Raw genomic sequence first — 21183 nt, 5'->3', positions numbered from 1 at the left:
CGGGACCAGGCGCCGGACCAGGGACTGTCCCTGGCTCGCCGCGGGCGGCACCGGGCCAGCCTGGACCCGACCGGCGCCGGTCGGTGCCGGGTCCGGCGATCACGAGGAGCACACCGTGGACGAGATGGACGTCGCGACGCTGGCCGGCCTGCTGCGCGAGGCCGAGGAGCACCACGGGCAGTACGAGCCGGTGGGGCCGCCGCACCACTGGTCGGACTGGTACGCCGGCTACATCGTGGCCCGCCGGCAGGGCCGCACCGCCGACGAGGCCGTCGCCGAGGCGACCGCCGTCGTCGAGGGCGCCCGGCACTGACCGCCCCGGACCGGCGGGCCCCTGACCCCGAGGAACGCACCCGAGGAGCAGACGTGGACTACGACGTCATCGTGCTGGGCGGCGGAGCGCCCGGGGAGCACTGCGCCGCCCGCCTCGCGGAGGGCGGCCGGCGGGTGGCCGTCGTCGAGCGCGAGCGCGTCGGCGGGGAGTGCTCCTACTGGGCGTGCATCCCGTCGAAGACGCTGCTGCGGCCCGGGGAGGCGCTGGCGGGCGCGCGGCGGGCACCCGGCGCCGCGCAGGCGGTGACCGGCCCGCTCGACACCGCCGCCGCCTTCGCCTGGCGCGACTTCATGGTGTCCGACTACGACGACTCCGGCGCCGTGAAGTGGGCCGAGGGCGAGGGCATCGACGTCATCCGCGGCCACGGCCGCCTCGCCGGCCACGGCCGGGTGGCGGTCTCGGGGCAGATCCACACCGCCGAGCACGTGGTCGTGGCCACCGGCTCCGACCCGTTCGTGCCGCCGGTCCCGGGCCTGCGCGAGCTGCCCGGCTTCTGGACCAGCCGCGAGGCGACGAGCATGACCGCGGTCCCCCGCCACCTGCTGGTCCTCGGCGGCGGCCCGGTGGGCGTGGAGATGGCCCAGGCCGTCACCCGGCTGGGCGGCTCGGCGTCGATCGTCGAGGGCATGGACCACCTGCTCTCCCGCGAGCCGCGGCCGCTGGGGACGGCGCTGGGCACGGCGCTGGCCGCCGAGGGCGTGGGCCTGCACCTGGGCCGGATGGCGTCGGCGGCCCGCTACGCGGACGGCGAGTTCGTGCTCGAGCTGTCCGGCGGCGAGCAGCTGCGCGGCGACCGGCTGCTGGTGGCCACCGGCCGCCGTCCCCGGGTGCACGACATCGGCCTGGAGACCGTCGGCCTCGAGGAGCTGCGACTGGACACCCGGTGCAACGCCCGCGAGGGGCTGTGGGCCGTCGGCGACGTCATGACCCCCTGGCCGCTCACGCACGTCGGCAAGTACCAGGCGCGCGTGGTGGCGTCGAACATCCTCGGCCGGCCCCGCACGGTCGACTACTCCGCCGTCCCGCGGGTGACCTACACCGACCCGGAGGCCGCCGCCGTCGGCGCCGCCGACGGCCCGGTCACGGTCACCGTCCCGCTGTCGCAGGTGGCGCGCACGGCGACCTACACGCGCTCGTACGACACCGAGCCCGGCTTCCTCACCCTCGTCTCCGACGGGACCCGGCTGACCGGGGCGTACGCCCTGGGACCGGCCGCCGGGGAGTGGCTGCAGCAGGCCACCCTCGCCATCCGGGCCCGCGTGCCCCTGGAGGTGCTCGAGGACGTGATCCAGCCGTTCCCGACCTTCTCCGAGGCCTTCCTGGAGGCGCTGCTCCGGCTGCGCGCCGCGGCCGGGAGCGGCTGACCGTCCCCGACCCCGTCGCGCCGGCCCCGCGCACCGGCGCGACGGTCATCTGACCGATGCCGGCCCGCGCGGTCCCCCACAGGGTGGGACCGGCGGGCGGCGGCCCCGGCGGCACGGGCCGGGGGCCGCCGCACGAGGAGGAGGGCAGCCATGTCACTGGTCTCTCGGGGGTTCGGCCGCCGGAGGTCCGGCACCACCGACGACCGCCTGCCACCGGGGCAGTACGACACCGGCAGCCGCTTCCCGGTGCTGTCGGCCGGACCGACGCCGCACACCCCACTGGCCCGCTGGGACTTCTCGGTGCGCGGGGAGGTGGAGACCCCGCGCACCTGGACCTGGGAGGAGTTCCGGGCCCTGCCGCGCGAGGCCATCTCCGTCGACATCCACTGCGTGACCAAGTGGTCGAAGTTCGACACCCGCTGGGAGGGCGTCGCGGTCGACACCCTGCTGGCCGACGTCGGCACCCGGACCACCCACGTGCTGGCGTTCAGCGACGGCGGCTACACCACCAACCACCGCCTCGACGACGTCACCGGCGGGCGGGCGTGGGTGGTCGACACGTACAACGGGGAACCGCTGGCGCCCGAGCACGGCGGCCCGGCGCGGCTGCTCGTCCCCCACCTGTACTTCTGGAAGAGCGCCAAGTGGGTGCGCGGGCTGATGCTGACCCGCACCAACGAGCCCGGCTTCTGGGAGACCTTCGGCTACCACGACCGCGGTGACCCGTGGCTCGAGCAGCGGTACAGCGGCGACTGACCTGGCTGCAGGCCAGGATGGCCGGCAGCCGGCCCGCGAGCGCGCGGGTCCGGCGGCTGGTCTTCGACGTGGACGGCTGGCCCGGGCACCTGCCGGGGCAGCACGTCGACGTGCGGCTGACGGCCGAGGACGGCTACACCGCGCAGCGCAGCTACTCGATCGCCTCGCCGCCGGAGGACCCGCAGCTGCACCTGCTCGTCGAGGACCTCGACGGCGGGGAGGTGTCGCCCTACCTCACCGAGGACATGCGCCCCGGCGACGTCCTGGAGCTGCGCGGGCCGATCGGCGGCTACTTCGTCTGGTCGGCCGCCGCCGACGCCGCCACCCCGGCGGAGCAGCGGCGGCCGGTGCAGCTCGTGGCCGGCGGCGCCGGGGTGTCCCCGTTCCTGGCGATGCTCGACCACTCCCGCCGGGCCGGCGACCCCACCCCGGTCCGGCTGCTGTACTCCGCCCGTGACGCCGGCGACGTCCTGGGCGAGGAGCTCCTCGGCGCGCAGACGACGGTCACGCTGACCCGCGGCGCGCCGGAGGGCTGGACCGGGCGCACCGGCCGCATCGACGCCGACCTGCTGCGGCGGGAGGCGTTCGCACCCGCCGACCGGCCGAGGGTCTTCGTGTGCGGGCCGACCGTGTTCGTGGAGACCGTCGCCGGCGCCCTCGTCGACCTCGGCCACGACCCGCGCAGCATCCGGCTCGAGCGCTTCGGCGGCTCGACCGACCCGCAGTGACCGCGACCGCCCCGACGTCCCGAGGAGAGCCATGACCGCTCCCGCCGGCGCACCACCGACCGTGGGGTCGGCGATGCGTCCCCCGGTCACCAGCGTGGAGCTGCGGGCGCACCTGGCCGCGGCGGCCTACCTGATGAAGCGGTCGGGCGACACCGCCCTCGTCGTCACCCGCGCCGACGACACCGGCGTCCCGATCGGGATCGTCACCGACGCCGACGTCAGCCAGGCGGTGGCCGACGGCCACGACCTCGAGCAGCTGCGGGTCAGCGACGTGGTGTCCGGCCCGCCGGTCACGGTGGCCCCGGACACCCCGGTCCCCGAGGCGCTGCGCGCCATGGTCGACCACCGCCTGCACCACCTGCTGGTGCTCGCCGAGGGCAGGCTCGCGGGCATCGTCGACATGCTCGACCTGTGCCGCGTCTCGCTCGACGGGCCCGCGCCCGCGGTGCCCGGCACGGCCTGAGGGCCGGGCCCGCGCGAGGCGGCGGGTGCCGCCGCCCGCCCCGGCGGGCCGGCGCGTGCCGCCGACCACGGGTGCGCACTCGGCCCCCGGACGGTCCCCCGCGAGCGGTCAGCCGGCCGGCGGTGCGGCCAGCAGCAGCACGCCGCTCATCTCCAGGCGCCGCCCGCCGTCGTCGGACGCGCAGCGCATGACGACCTGCATGCAGCCCGGGCAGCGCACCACCATGGCCGGGGCGTCGGCGTAGACCAGGTGCGCGCCCAGCGCCGCCCGGTTGCCGCAGTGCGCGCAGGTGACCATCGCGGTGGTGGGGTCCAGGGTCATCATCTCGGTCAGCACACCGGCTGCCGCGTTGCCGTCCAGTCGGCGGTCGGGCTCGCCCGTCGGGTCGCTCATCGGGTGTCTCCCCTCCCCCGCGCCCCGCGGCGCGGGCGTCCTCACGGTCCGGACCGGCGGGCGGCGGACACCCCGCGCAGCGGCTGCGCCGCGCGGCTCCCCCCGTCGCCGTGGAAGCGGCGGATCGCCGCCAGCGTCTCCGCCGGCCGCTCCTCGGCCAGGAAGTGGCCGCTGTCGAGCGCCTCGCCGGTGACGTCGTCGGCCCACTCCCGCCACACGGCCAGCGTGTCGTACCAGGCCTGCAGGGCGCCACGGCCGGCCCACAGCACCTGCAGCGGGCAGCCGATCCGCCGCCCGGCGGCCCGGTCGGCCTCGTCGTCGTCCCGGTCGCAGGTGGCCCCGGCGCGGTAGTCCTCGCAGATGGCGTGCACCACGGCCGGGTCCCGCACGCAGCGGGCGTAGTCGGCCACCGCCTCGGGCCGGAAGCCGCGGACGGCGCCGCCGAACTCGGCGTCGAAGAAGAAGAACTCCGGGTCCGGGGCGATGAGCCGCTCGGGCACCGGCTCGGGCAGGGCGAGGAAGGCCCAGTGCCAGTAGCCGAGGGCGGTGCGGGCGTCGGCGCGGGCCCACACCTCGGCGGTGGGGACGACGTCCATGACGGTCACCCGGCGCACCGCCGTCGGGTGGTCGAGGGCCATGCGGTAGGCCGCCCGCCCGCCGCGGTCGTGGCCGACGACGTCGAAGCGGTCGAAGCCGAGCCGGCGCATCAGGCGCACGCCGTCGCCGGCCATCGCCCGCTTGCCGTAGGTCTCGTGGCCGGGGACGGTCGGCGGCTTGGAGCTGTCGCCGTAGCCGCGCAGGTCCGGCGCGACCACGGTGAACTCCTCGGCCAGCGCGCCGGCGAGGCCGCCCCACATCAGGTGCGTCTCCGGGTAGCCGTGCAGCAGCAGCAGGGGCGGCCCCGAGCCGCCCGAGCGCACCCGCAGGGTGACGTCCCCGACCGGGAGCTGCGCCTGCGCAAAGCCCGCGAACCCGTCGCCGGAGCCACCGCCGGAGCCACCGCCGGAGCCGCCGGGCCCGGGGGTGCCACCGGTGGGGCGGGTCATGTCGGGCTCCTCTCGGCAGGCCGGCCGTGCGCCGAGTCTGCGCAGGTCACCGTGGCGGGGCATCGGTCATGTGACCGGGCCCACCGCCGGCCGCGGGCGGCGTCAGCCCGGCTGCGGCTCGACCCGCTCCAGGGACTGCACGTGCTCGTCCTGCACCCGCAGGATCGCCGAGTTGCCGCGGAACAGCACGGTCCAGCCGTCCTCGCGCTCGACCACCACGTCGTCGAAGGTCTCGCGGACGACCTGCTCGCCGTCGCCGTACACCATCCGGTAGGTCGGCACGGCCCACTCCCTCGCCTCGGTCCGGTGTCCCCGGGCCGGTGCCGCCGGCCCGGGGACACCGTCTCCGGGCGCCGCGGCCGCCGCATCGGTCATGCGACTGCCGCCGGGACGCGCCAGGGCCTGCCCGGCGGCGCCCTGACCGGGCAGGATGCCCCTCACGGCACCCCGCCGACGACGCCCAGCCGCCCCCGGAGCCAGCCATGTGCGCGACCGCCTCGCTGCGTGACGCCAAGCGCCGGCAGACGCGCGAGCGGCTGGAGCAGACGGCGCTGCGGCTGTTCGCCGCGCGCGGCTTCGACGAGGTCACCGTCGAGGACGTCTGCCGCGAGGCGCACGTCGCGCCGGCCACCTTCTACCGCCACTTCGGCAGCAAGGAGGAGGTCGTCTTCGACTACGTGGCGGGCTTCGGCACCGCGCTGCAGGCCGCCGTCGCCGCCGCGCACGGGGAGACCGAACCGTCGCGGCAGCTGCTGCGGGTGCTGGTGCACTTCGCCGGCCACCTGCAGTCGCAGCTGCCGTCGCTGACGCTGCGCGACGGCATCGTCCTCGGCCACGACGGCCTCATGCGCCGGACGCTCGCCGTCCAGCGCGACGTCGAGACGAGGCTGGCGCAGGGGCTGGCCGAGCTGCGCGGCCTGCCCGGACCCGACGACGACGTCGTCGCCGAGGCGGCCCTCGGGCTGGTCGTGCTGCGGCTGGCCGTGCGGTCGTGGCGGGGCGGGCACGCCGACCACCTGCCGACGGCCACCGAGGCGGCCTACGCGCAGCTGCGCCGGCTGCTGGAGGTCGACGGCGCCCGGCCGTGCGGACTCCCGCCGGCGGGGCACCCGCCGGTCACGCCGGCCCCCGGTCCCCGGCCTCCTGCGGGACGCGGCTGAGCGCGTCCCGCAGCGCCGCGCGGGAGGAGATGCCGAGCTTGGGGAACACCCGGTACAGGTGCGCGCTCACCGTCCGCGGCGAGAGGTAGAGCTGCGCGCCGATCTGCTTGTTGGTCAGCCCCGACGCGGCCAGCAGCGAGATCTCATGCTCCTGCGGGGTGAGCTCGACCGGGGCGGCCCGCCCGGCCGGGGAGCGGGACACGCCCGTCGCCCGCAGCTCGTGCTCGGCCCTCGCCGCCCACGGCCGGGCCCCGAGCCGGGTGAACGCCTCCAGCGCGGCGGCCAGATGCAGCCTCGCGGCGCCCGTGGCCCGGACCCGGCGCAGGTGCTCGCCGTAGGCCAGCCGCACCCGGGCGTGCTCGAAGGGGTGGCGGTCGGCGCCGGGCACCGCCATCGCCTCCTCGAAGCAGGCGGCGGCGCGGTCGTCGGGCGCGGCCAGCGCGGCGCAGCCGGCCGCCAGCAGGGCCAGCCGGGGACGCTGCCGCACGACCTCCAGCTCCCGCAGCGCCGCCGCGTGCGCCGCCGCCTCCGCGCGCCGGCCGGTGCGCACCGCGGCCTCGACCAGGTCCAGGGGGACCTCCAGGGCCACCGGCAGGTGCGGCGGCAGCACCCCGGGCGGGCCGACCGCCGTCCCCTGCCGGTAGGCCTCCTCCACGTCGCCGGCGGCCAGCGCCGCCAGGGCGCGGGCGCGGGAGGCGGCGTGCTCCAGCCCGCGCAGGCCGCGCGGGCCCGCCCAGGACGACACCCGGGCGGCCAGCGCGCGGGCCGTCGTCCCGTCGCCCCCGGCGGCGGCGAGCAGCGCCAGGACGCCGGTCGCGGTGAGGGCGGGCAGCCGGTGGCCCAGCGTCTCGCCCAGCTCGACGGCCTCCTCGGCGGTGCGGCGGGCCTCCTCCCACCGGCCCGCGTCGAAGCCGTCGCGGCACAGCAGCACCAGGGCGCCGACCGCGGAGCCTGCGGCACCGCCCTCCCGGCCGTCCCAGACCACCCGCCACAGCGCCGGCCGGCACTCCTCCAGCCGGTCGACGGCGAGGGCGGCGGCACCGATCCGCACGATCCGCGCCGGGTCGGCCTCGGCGTCGATCCCCGCGAGCACGTCGTCGAGCCGGCGCAGGTCGGCGGCGGTGGTGCGCGCCGGGGCGCCGAGGGTGGTGCGGGCGACGGCGAGGACGGGCCCGAGCCGGGGACCCAGCCGGGCGGTCGCCGCCTCCAGGGGCGGCCACCGGTCGGCGCGGCCGGCGGCGCAGCAGACGTCGAGCAGGTCCGACAGCGCCTCGTCGAGGTCGCCGGACCCGACCGGGCCGCGCAGCGCCGATCCGATCGCCCGGACCAGGCCGGCGTGGGCGCTGTCGGCGTCGCCGGTGCCGAGGAACAGGTGGGCGGCGGCGGCCAGCGCCGTCGGCAGGGCGTCCCCGCCGTCGGGGTCGGCCCGCCGGGCCTGCAGCAGCAGGGAGGGGACGCTGCGCAGGTCGCCGAGGACCCGCGCGCCGAGGTAGGCGGCGCGGGCCAGGCGGCGGGCCCGCGGGGCACCGGAGGGGCTCAGGTCGGCGGCGCGCAGCAGCGCGGCGACGGCGCGTCCGCCGTCGCCGCGGCGCAGCGCCCGGTGCGCGGCCTCGTCGAGCAGGTCCGCCGCCTGCCCGTCGGAGCCGACGGCGGCCTCGGCCAGGTGCCAGGCCCGGCGGTCGGGCTGGTCGGCGAGGACGTCGGCCAGCGCCAGGTGGGCGCGGCGGCGCTCGCCGCTGGTGGCCAGCTCGACGGCGGCCGAGCCGGTGAGCGGGTGCCGCAGGGACACCCGCTGGGTGTCCGCGTCGACGCGGACCAGGCCGGCCTCCTCGGCCGGGGCCAGGACGTCGAGCCAGTCCTCCCCGGGCGAGGCCGCGCCCAGGACGGCGAGGTCGCCGGTGTCCTCCAGGGCGGTGAGCAGCAGCAGCCGCCGGGTGGCGGGCGGCAGGTCGGCCACCCGGCCGGCGAACCGGGTCCGCAGCCGGCGGCCCAGCGGCAGCACCGGGGGCAGCGCCTCGAGGGCGGCGCGCTGCCGCCCGCTGAGCTCGGCCGGGAGCTCGAGCAGCGCGAAGGGGTTGCCCCGGGCCGCGGCGACGACGCGCCGGCGCACCCGCACGGCCATCGCCGGGTGGCGGCTGCCCACCAGCTCCGCGGCCGGGCCGTCGTCGAGGGGCCGCACCTCGTGCTCGGGCAGGCCGGCCGGCGGGAGGGACCCGTCGTCGCCCGTGCGGGACGCGGCGAGCAGCCCGACCCGGGCGCCGGCGAGCCGGCGGGCGACGAAGCCGAGGACCGCGACGCTGGCCCGGTCGAGCCACTGCAGGTCGTCGACCACCACCAGCACCGGCCCGCCGTCGGCGACCCGGCGCAGCAGGGTGAGGACGGCGGTGGAGACGACCAGCCGGTCGGCGGGCGGGCCGGCCTGGTAGCCGAGGGTGCGGGCCAGGGCGCCGCGGTGCAGCGGGGAGAGCGCGGCCCACTCGTCGAGCACCGGCACGAGCAGCTGGTGCAGCCCGGCGAAGGGCACCTCCGCCTCCAGCTCGGCGCCCGCCGAGGCCAGCACCCGGGTGCCCGAGGCGGCCGCGGCCCGCGCGGCGAGGTCGAGCAGGGCCGTCCGGCCGACTCCCGGCTCGCCCGTGAGCAGCAGGGCCGCGCCGGACCGGGCCGCCCGGTCGAGGAAGGCGGTCAGCAGGGCGGACTCCTCCGACCGGCCTACGAGTCCCTGCGCCGGGTGCGCTGCGTCGCCGTCGTCCACCGGTGTCCCCTCCGCCTCGGAGCCGTCCCGTCCCGACCGGCCGGCGGGGGACGGACGGCCGGCCGGCCCCCGTGGAAGCGAGAGCCTCTCTCGCGAACCGGGGGCGGACAACCGCCCCGCGCACGCGGCCGGCCCGGTCGCTCGACACGCCCGTGGGCGTCCGTCGCCGCGACGGGACGTGCGCGCTCAGTCAGATGACCGATGCAGGATCGCTATGCCGGACCCGATGCTCGCCGCACCAGCGGCGGGCGGTCGGCGACCGCCGGCCACCGACCGGGAGGGGCGCCGGCATGGGCACCGGGAGCTTCGGGACCGACGGCATCTACGACACCGACGGCACCGACCCCGAGGAGGACACCGGCCTCCTCGACGCCGAGGACACCCTGGAGGACCTCGACGGGGTCGAGGACGTGCTCGACACCGGCTGGTCCCCGGCCGAGCGGCCGTGGGGCGTCGACGAGTGGGGCACCACCGAGCGGGAGGAGTCCGCCGGGGAGAGCCTCAGCGGCCGCCTGGCCCGCGAGCTGCCTGACACCGACCGGCTCGAGGACGGGCGGGTCGAGGGCGACGGCCTCGGCGACACCTCCGACACCGACGGCGAGCCGCTCGACGACGAGGTCGGCGACCGGCGGGCCGGCCGGCTGGTCGAGGACGACGGCGAGTGGGACGACGAGGAGCCCGAGCTGCACGCCGCCGACGCCGGCATCGACTCGGCCGCCGCCTCGGCGGAGGAGGCGGCCGTGCACGTCGTCGCCGACCGCGACCCCGACCGCTCCGCGGCCTGGGGTGACCCGTCCTGAGCGCGGGGGGCGCGGCTCGCGACGACGCCACCACCGGCGCCGCGGTGGACGGCTGGCCGGCGCTGCCGGTGGCGGGGTGGCAGGACACCCGCGACACGCTGCACCTGTGGACCCAGGTCGTCGGCAAGGTCCGGCTGGCGCTGGCGCCGGAGGTCAACCACTGGTGGCAGGTGCCCCTGTACGTGACCGCGCGGGGGCTGACCACCTCGCTCGTGCCGGTCCGCAGCGGGCTGGGGCTGGAGGTGCTGTTCGACCTCACCGACCACCGGCTGCTGGTGCACACCACGACCGGGGCGACCCGCCGGATGGCGCTCGAGCCGCGCAGCGTCGCCGACTTCCACCGCGAGTTCCGGTCCCACCTCACCGAGCTGGGCGTGGACGTCCCCCTCCGGCCGGTGCCGGTCGAGCTGCCCGACGCGATCCCGTTCGACCGGGACGAGGAGCACGCGAGCTACGACGCCGAGGCCGTCCACCGCTTCTGGACCTCGCTGGTGAGCGCGCACCGGGTGCTGAGCGTCTTCCGCGGCCGGTTCCGGGGCAAGGCCAGCCCGGTGCACTTCTTCTGGGGCGCCTTCGACCTCGCCACGACCCGCTTCTCCGGCCGCCCCGCCCCGAGGCACCCCGGAGGCGTGCCCAACTGCCCGGACCGGGTGATGGAGGAGGCCTACAGCGAGGAGGTCTCCAGCTGCGGGTACTGGCCCGGCGGCGCCGCCGAGGGCGCGTTCTACGCCTACGCCTACCCGGAGCCCCCGGGCTACCGGGAGGCCGCCGTCGAGCCGGCCGGCGCGGCCTACGACGGGGCCCTCGGGGAGTTCCTGCTCCCCTACGCCGACGTCCGGGCCGCCGCCGACCCCGACGCGCACCTGCTGCGGTTCCTCACCTCGACCCACGACGCCGCGGCGAGGACGGGCGACTGGCCCGACCCGCCCGGCGCGCCGGCCCCGACGGGGTCCTGAGGGCCGGACCCCTTGCCGGGGAGGGACGGTGCGGCGGACCCTCGGTCCTGCTCCCCGCAGGACGGAGGCCGCCGTGTCCAGCTCCGCCTCCCGGGAGACCCTCCCGGTACCGGTCCCGGAGCCCCGGGACCAGCAGGACCGGCCCGCCGGTGACCGGACCGGAGCCGGCGGCGCCCGGCGCCCGGCCGTCGCGCGGCCGCGCCGGCGCCCGTTCCGCTACACGCTGCCCGGCACGGTCGGCACTCTCGTCTTCTTCTGCCTGTCACTCACCCCGTCCCTGCTCCCCCGCACCGGGCTGACCCAGGGCCTCATCAGCGGCATCACCGCCGCCTTCGGCTACGGCGTCGGGGTGGCGGCCGCCGCGGCCTGGCGCGCACTGGTCGACCGGGACCCGCGGCCGGCCCGCCGGCGCTCGTGGCTCGTCCTGGCCGGGGTGGCGCTGGTCTGCGTCGTGGCGGCCACGGTGTACGGCCGCTACTGGCAGGCACGGATCCGGGAGCTGATGGACGCGCCGGCCGACAGCGCGGTGTCCGTCGTCGTCGTGCCGCTGGTCGCCGGCGTCGTCTTCGTCGTCCTCGTCGCGCTGGCGCGGGCGATCCGGCGCGCCGGCCACTGGACCGCGCAGCTGCTCGACCGGTGGATCGGCGCGCGCGCCGCCCGGCTGCTCGGCTGGGCCGTCGTCCTGACCGGCGTGGTGCTCCTGGTGACCGGTGTCGTGGTCGACCAGCTCGTCGCCGCCGCCGACCGGGCCTTCTCCGTGCGCAACGACCGGACCGACGACGGCGTGGCGCAGCCCGCGGTGCCCGAGCGCTCGGGCGGACCCGGGTCGCTGATCAGCTGGACCTCCCTGGGCCGCGAGGGCCGCACGTTCGTGGGCACCGGCCCGTCGGCCGAGGACATCGGCGCCTTCACCGGGGCCGCGGCCCGCCAGCCGGTGCGCGCCTACGCCGGGCTGGACTCGGCGCCGACCGCCGAGCTGCGGGCCCGCCTGGCCGTCGACGACCTCGCCCGCGCCGGCGGCTTCGACCGCGCGCACCTGCTGGTGGTCACCACCACGGGCTCGGGCTGGGTCGACCCCGGCGCGGTGGACTCCCTCGAGTACCTCACCGGCGGCGACAGCGCCACGGTGGCCATCCAGTACTCCTACCTCCCGTCGGTCCTCTCCTACCTGGTCGACAGCGACCGGGCCCGGGAGGCCGGCCGGGAGCTCTTCGACGCGGTGTACGAGCGCTGGAACCGGCTGCCGCTCGACGACCGGCCGCGCCTGCTCGTGGCCGGGGAGAGCCTGGGCTCCTTCGGCGGCGAGACCGCGTTCAGCGGCGAGTACGACCTGCGCAACCGGACCGGCGGGGCGGTGTTCGCCGGCCCGCCGGAGTTCAACACGCTGTACCGGGAGTTCGTCAGCGACCGCGACGCGGACAGCCGCGAGGTCGCGCCCGAGTACCGCGACGGGCGCACGGTGCGGTTCACCGACGACCCCGCCGAGGAGGTCGCGCCCACCGGCGAGCCGTGGGACGGCTCCCGGGTGCTCTACCTGATGCACGCCTCCGACCCCATCGTGTGGTGGACCCCGGAGCTGCTGTACGCCCGCCCGACCTGGCTGGAGGAGCACCGCGGCGACGACGTCGTGCACGCCGTGCGGTGGATCCCGTTCGTGACCTTCTGGCAGCTGACGGCCGACCTGCCCTCGGCCGGCAACGTGCCGGAGGGGCACGGGCACGTCTACCGGACCCAGTACGTCGACGCGTGGGCGCACGTCCTGCAGCCCCCGGGCTGGGACGCCGGACGGGCGCGGCAGCTGCGCGAGCTCGTGGCGGCCGGTGCGTGATGCGGGACCGTCGACGACCACCTGGCCGACCGGTGCGGGCACGGCACGGGCGCCGGCGCCGCGTCGCCGCGGTCACGTCGCTCCTGGCAGCGGCCTGGGTGCTGCTGCTCGGCCTCCGGGCGGCGGTGGACGACTTCCCGCGCGGGCTGCTCCTGCTCGCCTGCGCCGCGCTGGTCGCCGCGGGGGTGTGGGAGGGGGTGCTCCGCCGCGGCTGGGGGCGCGTCGCCGGTCTCGCCGTGGCGGGCGCGGCCCTGGCCGGCGGCGTCCTGCTGCTCATCGACGCCGGGTACCTGCGCACCCTGTTCCTGCTCGCGGTCGGCGCGGTGGTGTGGCACGTCGCGGCCCGGGCGGCCTTCCGCACCCACGTTACCCTCCCTCCCGCCGAGCGCCCGCGGCGGCCGGTCGTCGTCGTCAACCCGCGGTCGGGGGACGGCCGCGCGGCACGGACCGGGCTGAGCGCGGCCGCACGGGACCGGGGCATCACCGTGCTGGAGCTGCAGCCGGGCGAGGACCTCGCGGCGCTCGTCCGGAGCGCGGTCGAGGACGGCGCCGACGCCGTGGGCATGGCCGGCGGCGACGGCTCGCAAGCCGTGGTCGCGGCCCTCGCCGCCGACGCCGGCCTGCCCTTCGCGTGCATCCCGGCCGGGACGCGCAACCACTTCGCCGTCGACCTCGGCGTGGACCGGGAGGACGTGGTGGGCGCGCTCGACGCCCTCGTCGACGGGGACGAGCGGGTGGTCGACCTCGCCGAGGTCAACGGGCGGGTCTTCGTCAACAACGTCTCGCTGGGGGTCTACGCCGAGGCGGTCCAGAGCCGCGGCTACCGGGCGGCGAAGGTGCGGACGCTGCTCGGCACGCTGCCCCGGTCCCTGGGTGCGGAGGGCGGGTCGCAGGACCTGAGCTGGCCCACGCCCGGCGGCCGCACCCTGCGCGGGGCGGCGGTCATCCTGGTGGGCAACAACCAGTACCGCCTAGGCGGGGCCGCCGGTGCGGGCACCCGCCCGGCGATCGACCAGGGCGTCCTCGGGGTGACGGTGGTCGACCCGCCCAGCGGCGGCCGGGCCGGGCCGCCGCGGCGCCTGCTGCGCCAGTGGTCGACCCCCGAGTTCCGGGTCGCGGCGACCCTGCCGGTGCCGGTCGGCGTCGACGGGGAGGCCGCCGTGCTGGAGCCGCCGCTGGTCTTCCGGGCCCGCCCGGCCGCCCTCCGGGTCCGCATCGCCGGCCACCACCCCGGCGCCTCACCCTCGGCGATCGAGCCCGTGGGTGCGCTGCCGGCCCTGCGGGCGCTGGTCCGCATCGCGGCCGGGGGCGACCCCCGGCAGCACCCACCGCGGGTGCCGTCGGTCGCAGCGTCCCGGTAGCCGGCGCCGGGTCAGCGGGCGCCGAGGCCGGCCCAGTAGTCGTTGAGCGCCCGGTTGGTCTGCACGAACCAGATGAAGGGCCCGACCAGCAGCAGGATGCCCGGGAAGTACCACAGCCCGGTCAGCGCGGTGACCGGCGGCCGGCGACCGGTGCGCGTGTACAGCCCCCCGACCTCGTGGCTGAGCACGAAGGGCGACACGACGCCGAAGAACAGCGCGATGAGCAGCGCGATCAGGCCGCCGATGCCCTCACCGCTGTGCCGCTTCATCTCCTCCTGGACCTGGTAGTAGTAGACGAAGCCCCAGATCCCGAGGGTGATGAAGAAGAGCAGCATCGTCAGGCCGGTGGGCCGGATCCGCCCGACCGGCCCGGTGGGCCGGGCGTAGAGGTCGGCCGCCGGCGGGGCCGGCATGGACTGCTCGGGGCCGCGGGGCGGCGGCACCTGCTGCCCGTACGCCTGCTGCCCGTACGCCTGCTGCCCGTACGCCTGCTGCCCGTACGCCTGCTGCCCGTACGCCTGGGCCGGCGGCGGCCCGGACGCCTGGGCCGGCGGCGGCGGTGCGGGGACCTGCCACGGCTCGGTGGGTGCGGCAGGCCGGGTCGACTGCAGCGGTCCCGGGTCCTCGGGCGAGGTCATGACGCGCCTCCTGGGGAGGGGGTGCCGACGGCGGCCCGGCCGACGCTAGCGGCCCCACCCGCGGCCGCGGCGGGCCCAAGTGCCCTCCTGCGGGGGTCGGAGGCGGCTACCCTTCCGCGCCACGGTGCGCAGCGACGACCCGCGGAGGGCGGACCGCATGGACTCGACGGACACCGCCGGCCGCTCGGGCGCCCCTCCTCCCCGGGCGCCGGACGCCCCGGTGTCCGGAGCCGCGCCGGTCGCGGTGGCCCGCCCCGTCCCGGCGAGGGGCGAGCACCGGCGGGAGGAGGTCACCGGCTACGAGCGGTCGCCCAGCGACGTGCTGCGCACCTGCGTGCTCGTCCTCGTCGCCGTACCGCTGCTGGGGCTGGCCCGGTGGGCGCGCGAGGAGGCCGCGGCGCTGGACGGGGACCTGGTCGGGCGGCTGTCCGCGGCCGCACCGCTGCTGGAGCGGACCGCCGTGGTCGCCGCCGCGCTGCTGGTCGTGGGGGCGGTGGTGGCGGCCTGGACCGCACCGCTGCTGACCCGGGACCCGCGCCTGGCCGGGTACCTGCTCGTGGCCGGCGCCGCCGCCGTCGGCGCCGCGCACGGGGCGGACGTCGTGCTCGGCGTCGGCGCGGACGTCCCGGGCCGGGAGACGGAGCTGCCGTGGGAGCTCGACGGCGTCCTCGGGGTCGACGGACTGGCCGTCGCGGCGGCGTCGTTCGCGGTGCTGGCACCCTTCGTGTCCCGCCACTGGCGGCGCGCCGGCGTCCTCGTCCTCACCGCCACCGCGCTGCTGCACCTGCTGGTGCCCCCGGCCCTGCCCACCGACCTGCTGGTCGCGCTCGTGCTCGGCACCGCCGTCGGCTCGGCGACGCTGCTGTTGTTCGGCCGCCCCGTCGCCCGGCCCACCCGCGACGCCGTGGCCGCGGCGCTGGCCGGCAGCGGCCTGGACGCGGTCACCGTCGAGCCGGCCGTCGTCGACGCCCGGGGCTCGGTCCCCTGGACGGCGGTGCTGCGGGACGGGCAGCGGGTCTTCGCCAAGGTCATGGGCGCCGAGAACCGGGCCGCGGACCTGCTGTTCCGGGCCTACCGGTTCCTCCGGCTCCGCGACGTGGGCGACGAGCGCCCGTTCTCCTCGCTGCGCCGCACGGTGGAGCACGAGGCGCTGGTGTCGCTGTTCGTCCGGGACACCGGGGGACGCACGCCCCGCCTGCGGGCGATCGCCCCGGTGGGGCGCGACTCCTGGCTGCTGTCGCACGACCTCGTCGACGGCACGACCCTCGACCGGCTGCCGGACGCGGCGCTGACCGGGCCGGTGCTGTCCGGCATCTGGGAGCAGGTCGCGGTCCTGCGGCGGCACCGGGTGGCCCACCGCGACCTGCGCGCGGCCAACGTCCTGCTCGACCGGTCGGGGACGCCGTGGCTGATCGACTGGGGGTTCAGCGAGGTGGCCGCCGCCCCGGAGCTGCTCGACGCCGACGTCGCCCAGGCGCTGGTCGCCCTCGCGCTGCGGGCCGGGGTCGACCCCGTCGTCGACACCGCCGTCGCCGCGCTCGGGCCGGAGGCGGTGGCCGCGTCCCTGCCCCGGCTGCAGCCGGACTCGCTCAGCGGCGCCACCCGGGACGCGCTCAAGCACGACCGGGCGCTGGCCGGGCGGCTGCGCGCGACCGTCGCCCGGCGGTGCGGCGTCCCGGAGCCGGGGCTGGCCCGGCTGGAGCGGATCCGGCCCCGGACGCTGCTGCTGGTCGCGGTCCTCGCGCTCGCCGGGTACCTCCTGCTGCCGCAGCTCGGGGACGTCCCGGGCATGGTCCGCAGGGTCCGGGACGCCGACTGGGACTGGGCGTCGGTGGTGGTGGCGGCGTCGGTGCTGACCTACGTCGGCGCCGCGCTGAGTCTGGCGGGGGCGGTGCCCGCGCGGCTGCGGCCGGTGCCGCTGTTCGCCGCCCAGCTCGCCTCCTCCTTCGCCGGGCGCCTGGTGCCGGCCGGGCTCGGCGGGATGGCGCTGAACGTGCGGTACCTGCAGCGCAGCGGGATGGACGTGGCGGTGGCCACCTCCGGCGTCGGGCTCAGCTACGCCGCCGGGACCGCCGTCCACGTGGTCCTGCTGCTGGGGTTCGCCGCGCTGGCCGGCCGCTCGCTGGCGTCGCTGCAGCCGGGCGGGTCCCCGGCGCTGCTGTGGGGTGCGGTGGCGCTGCTCGTGCTGTGCCTGGCCGCGGTCGCGGTGCCGGCGCTGCGGCGGCGGGTCACCGCGCGGCTGCTGCCCCCGCTGCGCCGGTCGGTCCACGGCATCGCCGCGGCCCTGCGCAGCCCCGGTCGGCTGGTCCTGCTGGTGGGCGGCTCGGCGGCGACGACGCTGGGCTACCTGGTCTGCCTGTACGCCTCCACCCGGGCGCTCGGCGGGGACCTGGGCCTGGCCGCCGTCGGGGTGGTCTACCTCCTGGGCGCCGCCGTCGCCGCGGCCGCACCGACGCCCGGCGGCCTGGGCGCCCTCGAGGCGGCGCTGGTGGCCGGGCTGGTCGCGGCCGGCATGGACCACACGGTCGCCGTCCCGGCCGTGTTCCTGTACCGGCTGGCCACGTTCTGGCTGCCGGTCCTGCCCGGGTGGCTGGCGTTCGAGTGGCTGCGCCGGTCGGGGCGGGTGTGAGCGCCGGCCAGACCCGTCAGAGGCCGAGGGAGCCCGAGGCGGGGTCGGCCCACCGGCTCGAGGCGTCGTAGGAGCGGACCACCAGCGACCGCCAGCGCCCGGTCCGGCTGATCTCCTTCTCCGGCACGCCCGAGGCGTAGGCGGTGGTGGCGAACCCGCGGCGCAGGGAGTGCGGCGAGAGACCCTCGGCCGAGACGCCGGCGCGCGCGGCGGCGCGCTGCAGCACCAGGTCGACGCTGCGGGTGGTGAGCGCGGCGGTGCCCAGCCGCGGGTCGCGGCCCTTGCCCACCGACCGGAACAGCGGCCCGGAGGTGACGCCCCGCTCGGCCAGCGCCGCGCGCCAGGCGGTGACGGCGCGGACGGGGCAGGTCACCTCGCGGACGCCCACGGCCAGGGCGAGGGTCTCCCCCGCGCCGTCCTGGTCGGTCTTGGAGTACCGCAGCAGCACGTCGAGGCCGCCGTGCCCGGCCGGGGTGAGGTCCTCGATCCGCAGCGCGCACAGGTCCGAGGCGCGCAGCCCCAGCGCGAACCCGACGAGCACCATGCAGCGGTCCCGCAGCCCGGCGGGGGTGTCCGGGAGGTCCTCGACGAGCGCCCGCACGGTGGCGGTGTCGACCGCGCGGGCCCGCCGCGGCCGGTGACCGGCGCGCACCGCCGTGCGGCGGATCCCGGCCAGCGTGCGCCGGACGCCCTCGTTGTCCCCCGGGGCGGGGTGACCGGCGCTGCGGTGGGCGTCGTTGAGGGCCGACAGCCGGCGGGCGACGTAGCTCGGGCTGTGCCCGTCGTCGGCCATGGCGGCCAGCCAGGCGGCGACGGTGAGCGGGTCGGCGGGCGGCCCGCTCGGCAGCGACCGCTCGCGGCACCACGCCGCCCAGGCCCGCAGGTCACGCGCGTAGGCGTCCCGGGTGGCGGCCGACCGCGCGGCGGCGACGTAGGAGCCGACTGACGAGAGGTCGCCTGCCTCGAGCAGGTGGTGGTCCCTCGACGGCCTCTGCGCGACGGCGGGGTGCGTGGTGTCGTGCCGCTCGGTCGAGGACGTCACGGGTCTCCCTCTGCGATCGCCATGAGTGGAGTGAGCGTCAACAGCACTGCGAACGGCGGATGTACTCGGCGGCCAGCGCCAGGAGGTCGGCGTGCTTCTCCGCGTAGCCGACCACGATGTTGCACCGGTGGCAGATCAGACTCCGCGTGACCCCCGAGGTGTGGCAGTGGTCGACCACCAGCTTGACCGAGTTCACCGCCGGTGAGCCGTCGCGTCGACGCCGCCCCGTGGTGAGCACCGGCAGGTCGTCCTCGTGGGTCTGGCACAGCGCGCAGCGATGGCCCTGGGCTTCGCGCATCCGGTCGTACTCCGCAGCGGTCACGCCGTATCGACGCTTGAGTGCTGACTCGCGGTAGAGGTGTCGATTGCGCTCCGTCCACCTCCGTTTGCTCTCCGCGACAGCAGCGAGGGTGCACGGGCAGGTGCGCCATGTCCCGCGGGGCTGGCCGCAGGTGTGTTCGATGCGCTTGCGGCTCACGTGATCAACATAGGTGCAGATACCGATAGCTACCGAGATGCATCTCTTCTACGAAGCCATCTTCCCTCCCTCGACCGCAGATGGATACATGGTGTGATACATGGAGACAGCCATTCATCTAATGTCCTGGGTATGACGGACACGACTCCGGACGTCGCACTCGAGGAGTGCGCCTTCCCCGGCTGCGCCGAGCCACCGCGACCCCGAGTCGCCGGGCGCAGCGGCCCGTCCCCGCGCTTCTGCGAGCGGGCCGACCACAACCCGGAGACCGCCCGGCGGGCGCGCGCCCGTGCGGCGGCCGGCCGCTCCCCTGGAGCCGGGGCCACCGCGGCCGCGCTGGCCGAGGACCTGCCGCCGGAGGGCCGGGTCCGCCAGCTGGTGGGACGGTGGGCGGTCGCGGCCCGCGAGGCGGCGGCCGCGGCCGAGAACCAGGCGGCCCTGCTCACCGCCGCCCTGGAGTCCCTCGACGCCTACCGCGACGAGGCCACCGTCGAGGCGCGGCTGGCGCAGGCCCGGTCCGACGTCGACGCCGCCCACGCCGCGCAGCTGCGCGCGGAGGAACAGGCCCGCCTCGCCGAGCGGCTGCGCGCCGAGGCCGAGGACGCCCGCGAGGCCGCCGAGCGCGACGCCGCCGCAGCCCGGGCGACCGCCGAGGAGCAGGTCACCGCGGCCCGCGCCGAGGCCGCCCGGCGCACCGCGGCCGCCGAGGAGGCCGGCCGGGCCGCCGAGGCGGCGCGGCAGCAGGCGGAGTCCGAGCGGGACCGGGCCGTGCGCGAGCGGGCGGCCGCCGAGGTGCGGGTCCGCGACGCCGAGGAGGCACGCCGGGCCGCCGAGCGGGACGCCGCCGAGGTCCGCGAGGCCGAGCAGCGCGCACGTGCCGACGCCGCCCGTGAGCACGACGCCCTCGTCGAGGCCCGCGCCCGGTGGGAGGTGACCGAGCAGACCCTCACCGGGGTGCTGCGGACCCGGACCGCGGAGCGCGACGAGGCCCTCGCCGCGCACGACGCGGAACGGGTCGCGGCCGCCGCCGCGCGCGAGCAGGCGCGCGGCGCGGAACGGGAGCGGGACGCGGCCCGGCGCGCCGAGCAGGACGCCCGCGCCCGCGCCGAGGCGGCCGACGACCGGGCGGCCGCCGCCGGCCGGGGGCGCGAGGAGGCGCTCACCGCCGCCGCGCGGGCGGCCCAGCGCGCCGAGGACGCCGAGCGCCGGGCGGCCGCGGCGGAGACCGAGGCGCGCGCGGCGCGCGAGCGCGTCGGCGCGCTGACCGCCGAGGTCGCGACGCTGCGCGCCCGCCTGACCGACGAGCCGGCCGGCGAGCCGGCGGGCGGCTGACCCGGCGGCGTTGACCGCCGCGCCCCGGCACCGGCACGGTGGCCGGGTGACCGCACCCGGCTGGGCCCTCGAGGTCGCCCGCGACGACCTGACCGCCACCTCGCTGATCGACGTCGACGTGCCCGACCCGTCCGACGGCGAGGCCGTGCTGCGGGTCGAGCACGTCGGGGTGACGGCCAACAACGTCACCTACGCCGTCCTCGGCGACACGCTGCACTACTGGGACTTCTTCCCCGCGGCCGGCGCCGGCGCCGGCCGGGTGCCGCTGTGGGGGTTCGCCGAGGTCGCCGCCTCCCGCGCCGACGGCGTCGAGGCCGGGCAGCGGCTCTACGGCTACCTGCCCCCGGCGAGCCACCTGCTGGTGCGCCCGGAGCGGGCCGGCGCTCACGGGTTCCGCGACGGCAGCCCGCACCGCGCCGCGCTGCCGGCCGTCTACAACTCCTACGCGCCGGCCGACCCGGACGCCGACGCCGGGCAGGAGGACCTGCAGGTGCTCTTCCGGCCGCTGTTCCTCACCTCCTTCCTGCTCGCCGACCAGCTCGCCGGGCAGGACGCCGACGTGGTGGTCCTGTCGTCGGCGTCGAGCAAGACCGCCTACGGCACCGCCTTCCTGCTCTCCGGCGGCGACGTCGAGGTGGTCGGGCTGACCAGCCCGGGCAACGTGGAGTTCACCCGGTCGCTGGGCTGCTACGACCGCGTGCTGCCCTACGACGCGGTGACCGAGCTCGCCAGCGAGCCCACCGCCTACGTCGACCTCGCCGGCAGCACGCCGCTGCGCCAGGAGCTGCACCGCCACCTGGGCACGGACCTGGTGCTGGACCTGGTCGTCGGCGTCACCCACCGGGACACCAGCCCGCCGGGCCCGCTGGAGGGCCCGCGCCCGACGTTCTTCTTCGCGCCCGACCGGATGGCCGCCCGCACCGCCGACTGGGGGCGGGCGGGGTTCGAGGAGCGCTCCGGCGAGGCGTGGCGCCGGTTCACCCCCGCCGTGGCGGCGTGGGTCGACGTGCGGGAGTCCTCCGGGCCGCAGTCGCTGCGCGACGTGTGGCTCGAGGTCCTCGGCGGCGGCGGGGACCCGCGTGCCGGGTACGTGGTGCGCCTCTGAGAGGGTCGGTGTACCGGT

The 21183-nt window shown here is 77.9% G+C and carries 20 protein-coding genes; 13 read left to right on the top strand and 7 right to left on the bottom strand.

Features of this window, described 5'->3' with window-relative positions:
• The first annotated feature begins 115 nt into the window (after positions 1-115).
• From ACI780_RS05635 to ACI780_RS05615, 5 genes are all read left to right on the top strand, one after another.
• Positions 116-313, top strand: a complete 198-nt coding sequence (locus ACI780_RS05635) for a hypothetical protein (protein ID WP_456868623.1) — start codon at positions 116-118, stop codon at positions 311-313.
• A 53-nt stretch (positions 314-366) separates the two neighbouring features.
• On the top strand, positions 367-1698 hold the full coding sequence (locus tag ACI780_RS05630; RefSeq protein WP_457001363.1) for a dihydrolipoyl dehydrogenase family protein: 1332 nt from the start codon (positions 367-369) through the stop codon (positions 1696-1698).
• Positions 1699-1848: 150 nt separating this feature from the next.
• Positions 1849-2454 carry a molybdopterin-dependent oxidoreductase gene (locus ACI780_RS05625; protein ID WP_456868625.1) on the top strand — a complete coding sequence of 202 codons (606 nt, stop codon included), beginning with the start codon at positions 1849-1851 and terminating at the stop codon, positions 2452-2454.
• Between the two features lie 17 nt (positions 2455-2471).
• Positions 2472-3182 carry an FAD-binding oxidoreductase gene (locus ACI780_RS05620; RefSeq protein ID WP_456868626.1) on the top strand — a complete coding sequence of 237 codons (711 nt, stop codon included), beginning with the start codon at positions 2472-2474 and terminating at the stop codon, positions 3180-3182.
• Between the two features lie 31 nt (positions 3183-3213).
• Complete coding sequence (locus ACI780_RS05615; protein WP_457001360.1) at positions 3214-3645, top strand: CBS domain-containing protein; 432 nt, start codon at positions 3214-3216, stop codon at positions 3643-3645.
• A 108-nt stretch (positions 3646-3753) separates the two neighbouring features.
• On the opposite strand, the gene ACI780_RS05610 is transcribed toward ACI780_RS05615, so the two are convergent.
• The 3 genes from ACI780_RS05610 to ACI780_RS05600 all read right to left on the bottom strand — a co-directional run bounded on the left by ACI780_RS05610 (position 3754) and on the right by ACI780_RS05600 (position 5366).
• Positions 3754-4038 carry a DUF6510 family protein gene (locus tag ACI780_RS05610; protein ID WP_456868628.1) on the bottom strand — a complete coding sequence of 95 codons (285 nt, stop codon included), beginning with the start codon at positions 4036-4038 and terminating at the stop codon, positions 3754-3756.
• A gap of 41 nt (positions 4039-4079) precedes the next feature.
• Entirely contained in the window at positions 4080-5084 is a 1005-nt protein-coding gene (locus tag ACI780_RS05605; protein ID WP_457001358.1) for an alpha/beta fold hydrolase, read from the bottom strand.
• A 102-nt stretch (positions 5085-5186) separates the two neighbouring features.
• Positions 5187-5366 carry a hypothetical protein gene (locus ACI780_RS05600; RefSeq protein ID WP_089403635.1) on the bottom strand — a complete coding sequence of 60 codons (180 nt, stop codon included), beginning with the start codon at positions 5364-5366 and terminating at the stop codon, positions 5187-5189.
• Positions 5367-5566: 200 nt separating this feature from the next.
• Here ACI780_RS05600 and ACI780_RS05595 point away from each other — a divergent pair, with 200 nt between their 5' ends.
• Positions 5567-6244, top strand: coding sequence for a TetR/AcrR family transcriptional regulator (locus ACI780_RS05595; RefSeq protein WP_456868630.1), 678 nt, complete (start codon positions 5567-5569; stop codon positions 6242-6244).
• Here the strand turns inward: ACI780_RS05595 and ACI780_RS05590 are convergent.
• Positions 6201-8996 carry an AAA family ATPase gene (locus tag ACI780_RS05590; protein ID WP_457001355.1) on the bottom strand — a complete coding sequence of 932 codons (2796 nt, stop codon included), beginning with the start codon at positions 8994-8996 and terminating at the stop codon, positions 6201-6203. The genes ACI780_RS05595 and ACI780_RS05590 overlap by 44 nt on opposite strands.
• A gap of 290 nt (positions 8997-9286) precedes the next feature.
• Between ACI780_RS05590 and ACI780_RS05585 the strand changes: the two genes are divergently transcribed.
• The 4 genes from ACI780_RS05585 (at position 9287) to ACI780_RS05570 (ending at position 13941) form a co-directional block, all read left to right on the top strand.
• Positions 9287-9796: a DUF5709 domain-containing protein gene (locus ACI780_RS05585; RefSeq protein ID WP_456868632.1), complete on the top strand. Its 510-nt coding sequence runs from the start codon at positions 9287-9289 to the stop codon at positions 9794-9796.
• 44 nt (positions 9797-9840) lie between these two features.
• Positions 9841-10752: a DUF5996 family protein gene (locus ACI780_RS05580; RefSeq protein WP_456868633.1), complete on the top strand. Its 912-nt coding sequence runs from the start codon at positions 9841-9843 to the stop codon at positions 10750-10752.
• Positions 10753-10825: 73 nt separating this feature from the next.
• Positions 10826-12580: an alpha/beta hydrolase gene (locus ACI780_RS05575; protein WP_456868634.1), complete on the top strand. Its 1755-nt coding sequence runs from the start codon at positions 10826-10828 to the stop codon at positions 12578-12580.
• A 32-nt stretch (positions 12581-12612) separates the two neighbouring features.
• On the top strand, positions 12613-13941 hold the full coding sequence (locus ACI780_RS05570; RefSeq protein ID WP_456868635.1) for a diacylglycerol/lipid kinase family protein: 1329 nt from the start codon (positions 12613-12615) through the stop codon (positions 13939-13941).
• An 11-nt stretch (positions 13942-13952) separates the two neighbouring features.
• Here the strand turns inward: ACI780_RS05570 and ACI780_RS05565 are convergent, their stop codons facing one another.
• On the bottom strand, positions 13953-14579 hold the full coding sequence (locus ACI780_RS05565; RefSeq protein ID WP_457001352.1) for a DUF4234 domain-containing protein: 627 nt from the start codon (positions 14577-14579) through the stop codon (positions 13953-13955).
• A 157-nt stretch (positions 14580-14736) separates the two neighbouring features.
• On the opposite strand from ACI780_RS05565, the gene ACI780_RS05560 reads away from it, so the two are divergent.
• A complete protein-coding gene (locus ACI780_RS05560; protein WP_457001350.1) occupies positions 14737-17208 on the top strand; it encodes a lysylphosphatidylglycerol synthase domain-containing protein in 2472 nt (823 codons plus the stop codon).
• A gap of 16 nt (positions 17209-17224) precedes the next feature.
• Here the strand turns inward: ACI780_RS05560 and ACI780_RS05555 are convergent, their stop codons facing one another.
• Complete coding sequence (locus ACI780_RS05555) at positions 17225-18250, bottom strand: site-specific integrase (RefSeq protein WP_457001347.1); 1026 nt, start codon at positions 18248-18250, stop codon at positions 17225-17227.
• Between the two features lie 37 nt (positions 18251-18287).
• Entirely contained in the window at positions 18288-18728 is a 441-nt protein-coding gene (locus ACI780_RS05550) for an endonuclease domain-containing protein (protein WP_457001345.1), read from the bottom strand.
• Between the two features lie 132 nt (positions 18729-18860).
• On the opposite strand from ACI780_RS05550, the gene ACI780_RS05545 reads away from it, so the two are divergent.
• Positions 18861-20060 carry a hypothetical protein gene (locus ACI780_RS05545; RefSeq protein ID WP_457001343.1) on the top strand — a complete coding sequence of 400 codons (1200 nt, stop codon included), beginning with the start codon at positions 18861-18863 and terminating at the stop codon, positions 20058-20060.
• 46 nt (positions 20061-20106) lie between these two features.
• Complete coding sequence (locus ACI780_RS05540) at positions 20107-21165, top strand: DUF2855 family protein (RefSeq protein ID WP_457001342.1); 1059 nt, start codon at positions 20107-20109, stop codon at positions 21163-21165.
• Positions 21166-21183: the final 18 nt, after the last annotated feature.

The sequence above is a fragment of the Geodermatophilus sp. SYSU D00814 genome (assembly GCF_054050055.1).
Note: the sequence above shows the minus strand (reverse complement) of the source record. Positions and strands in the feature narration are given on the sequence as shown.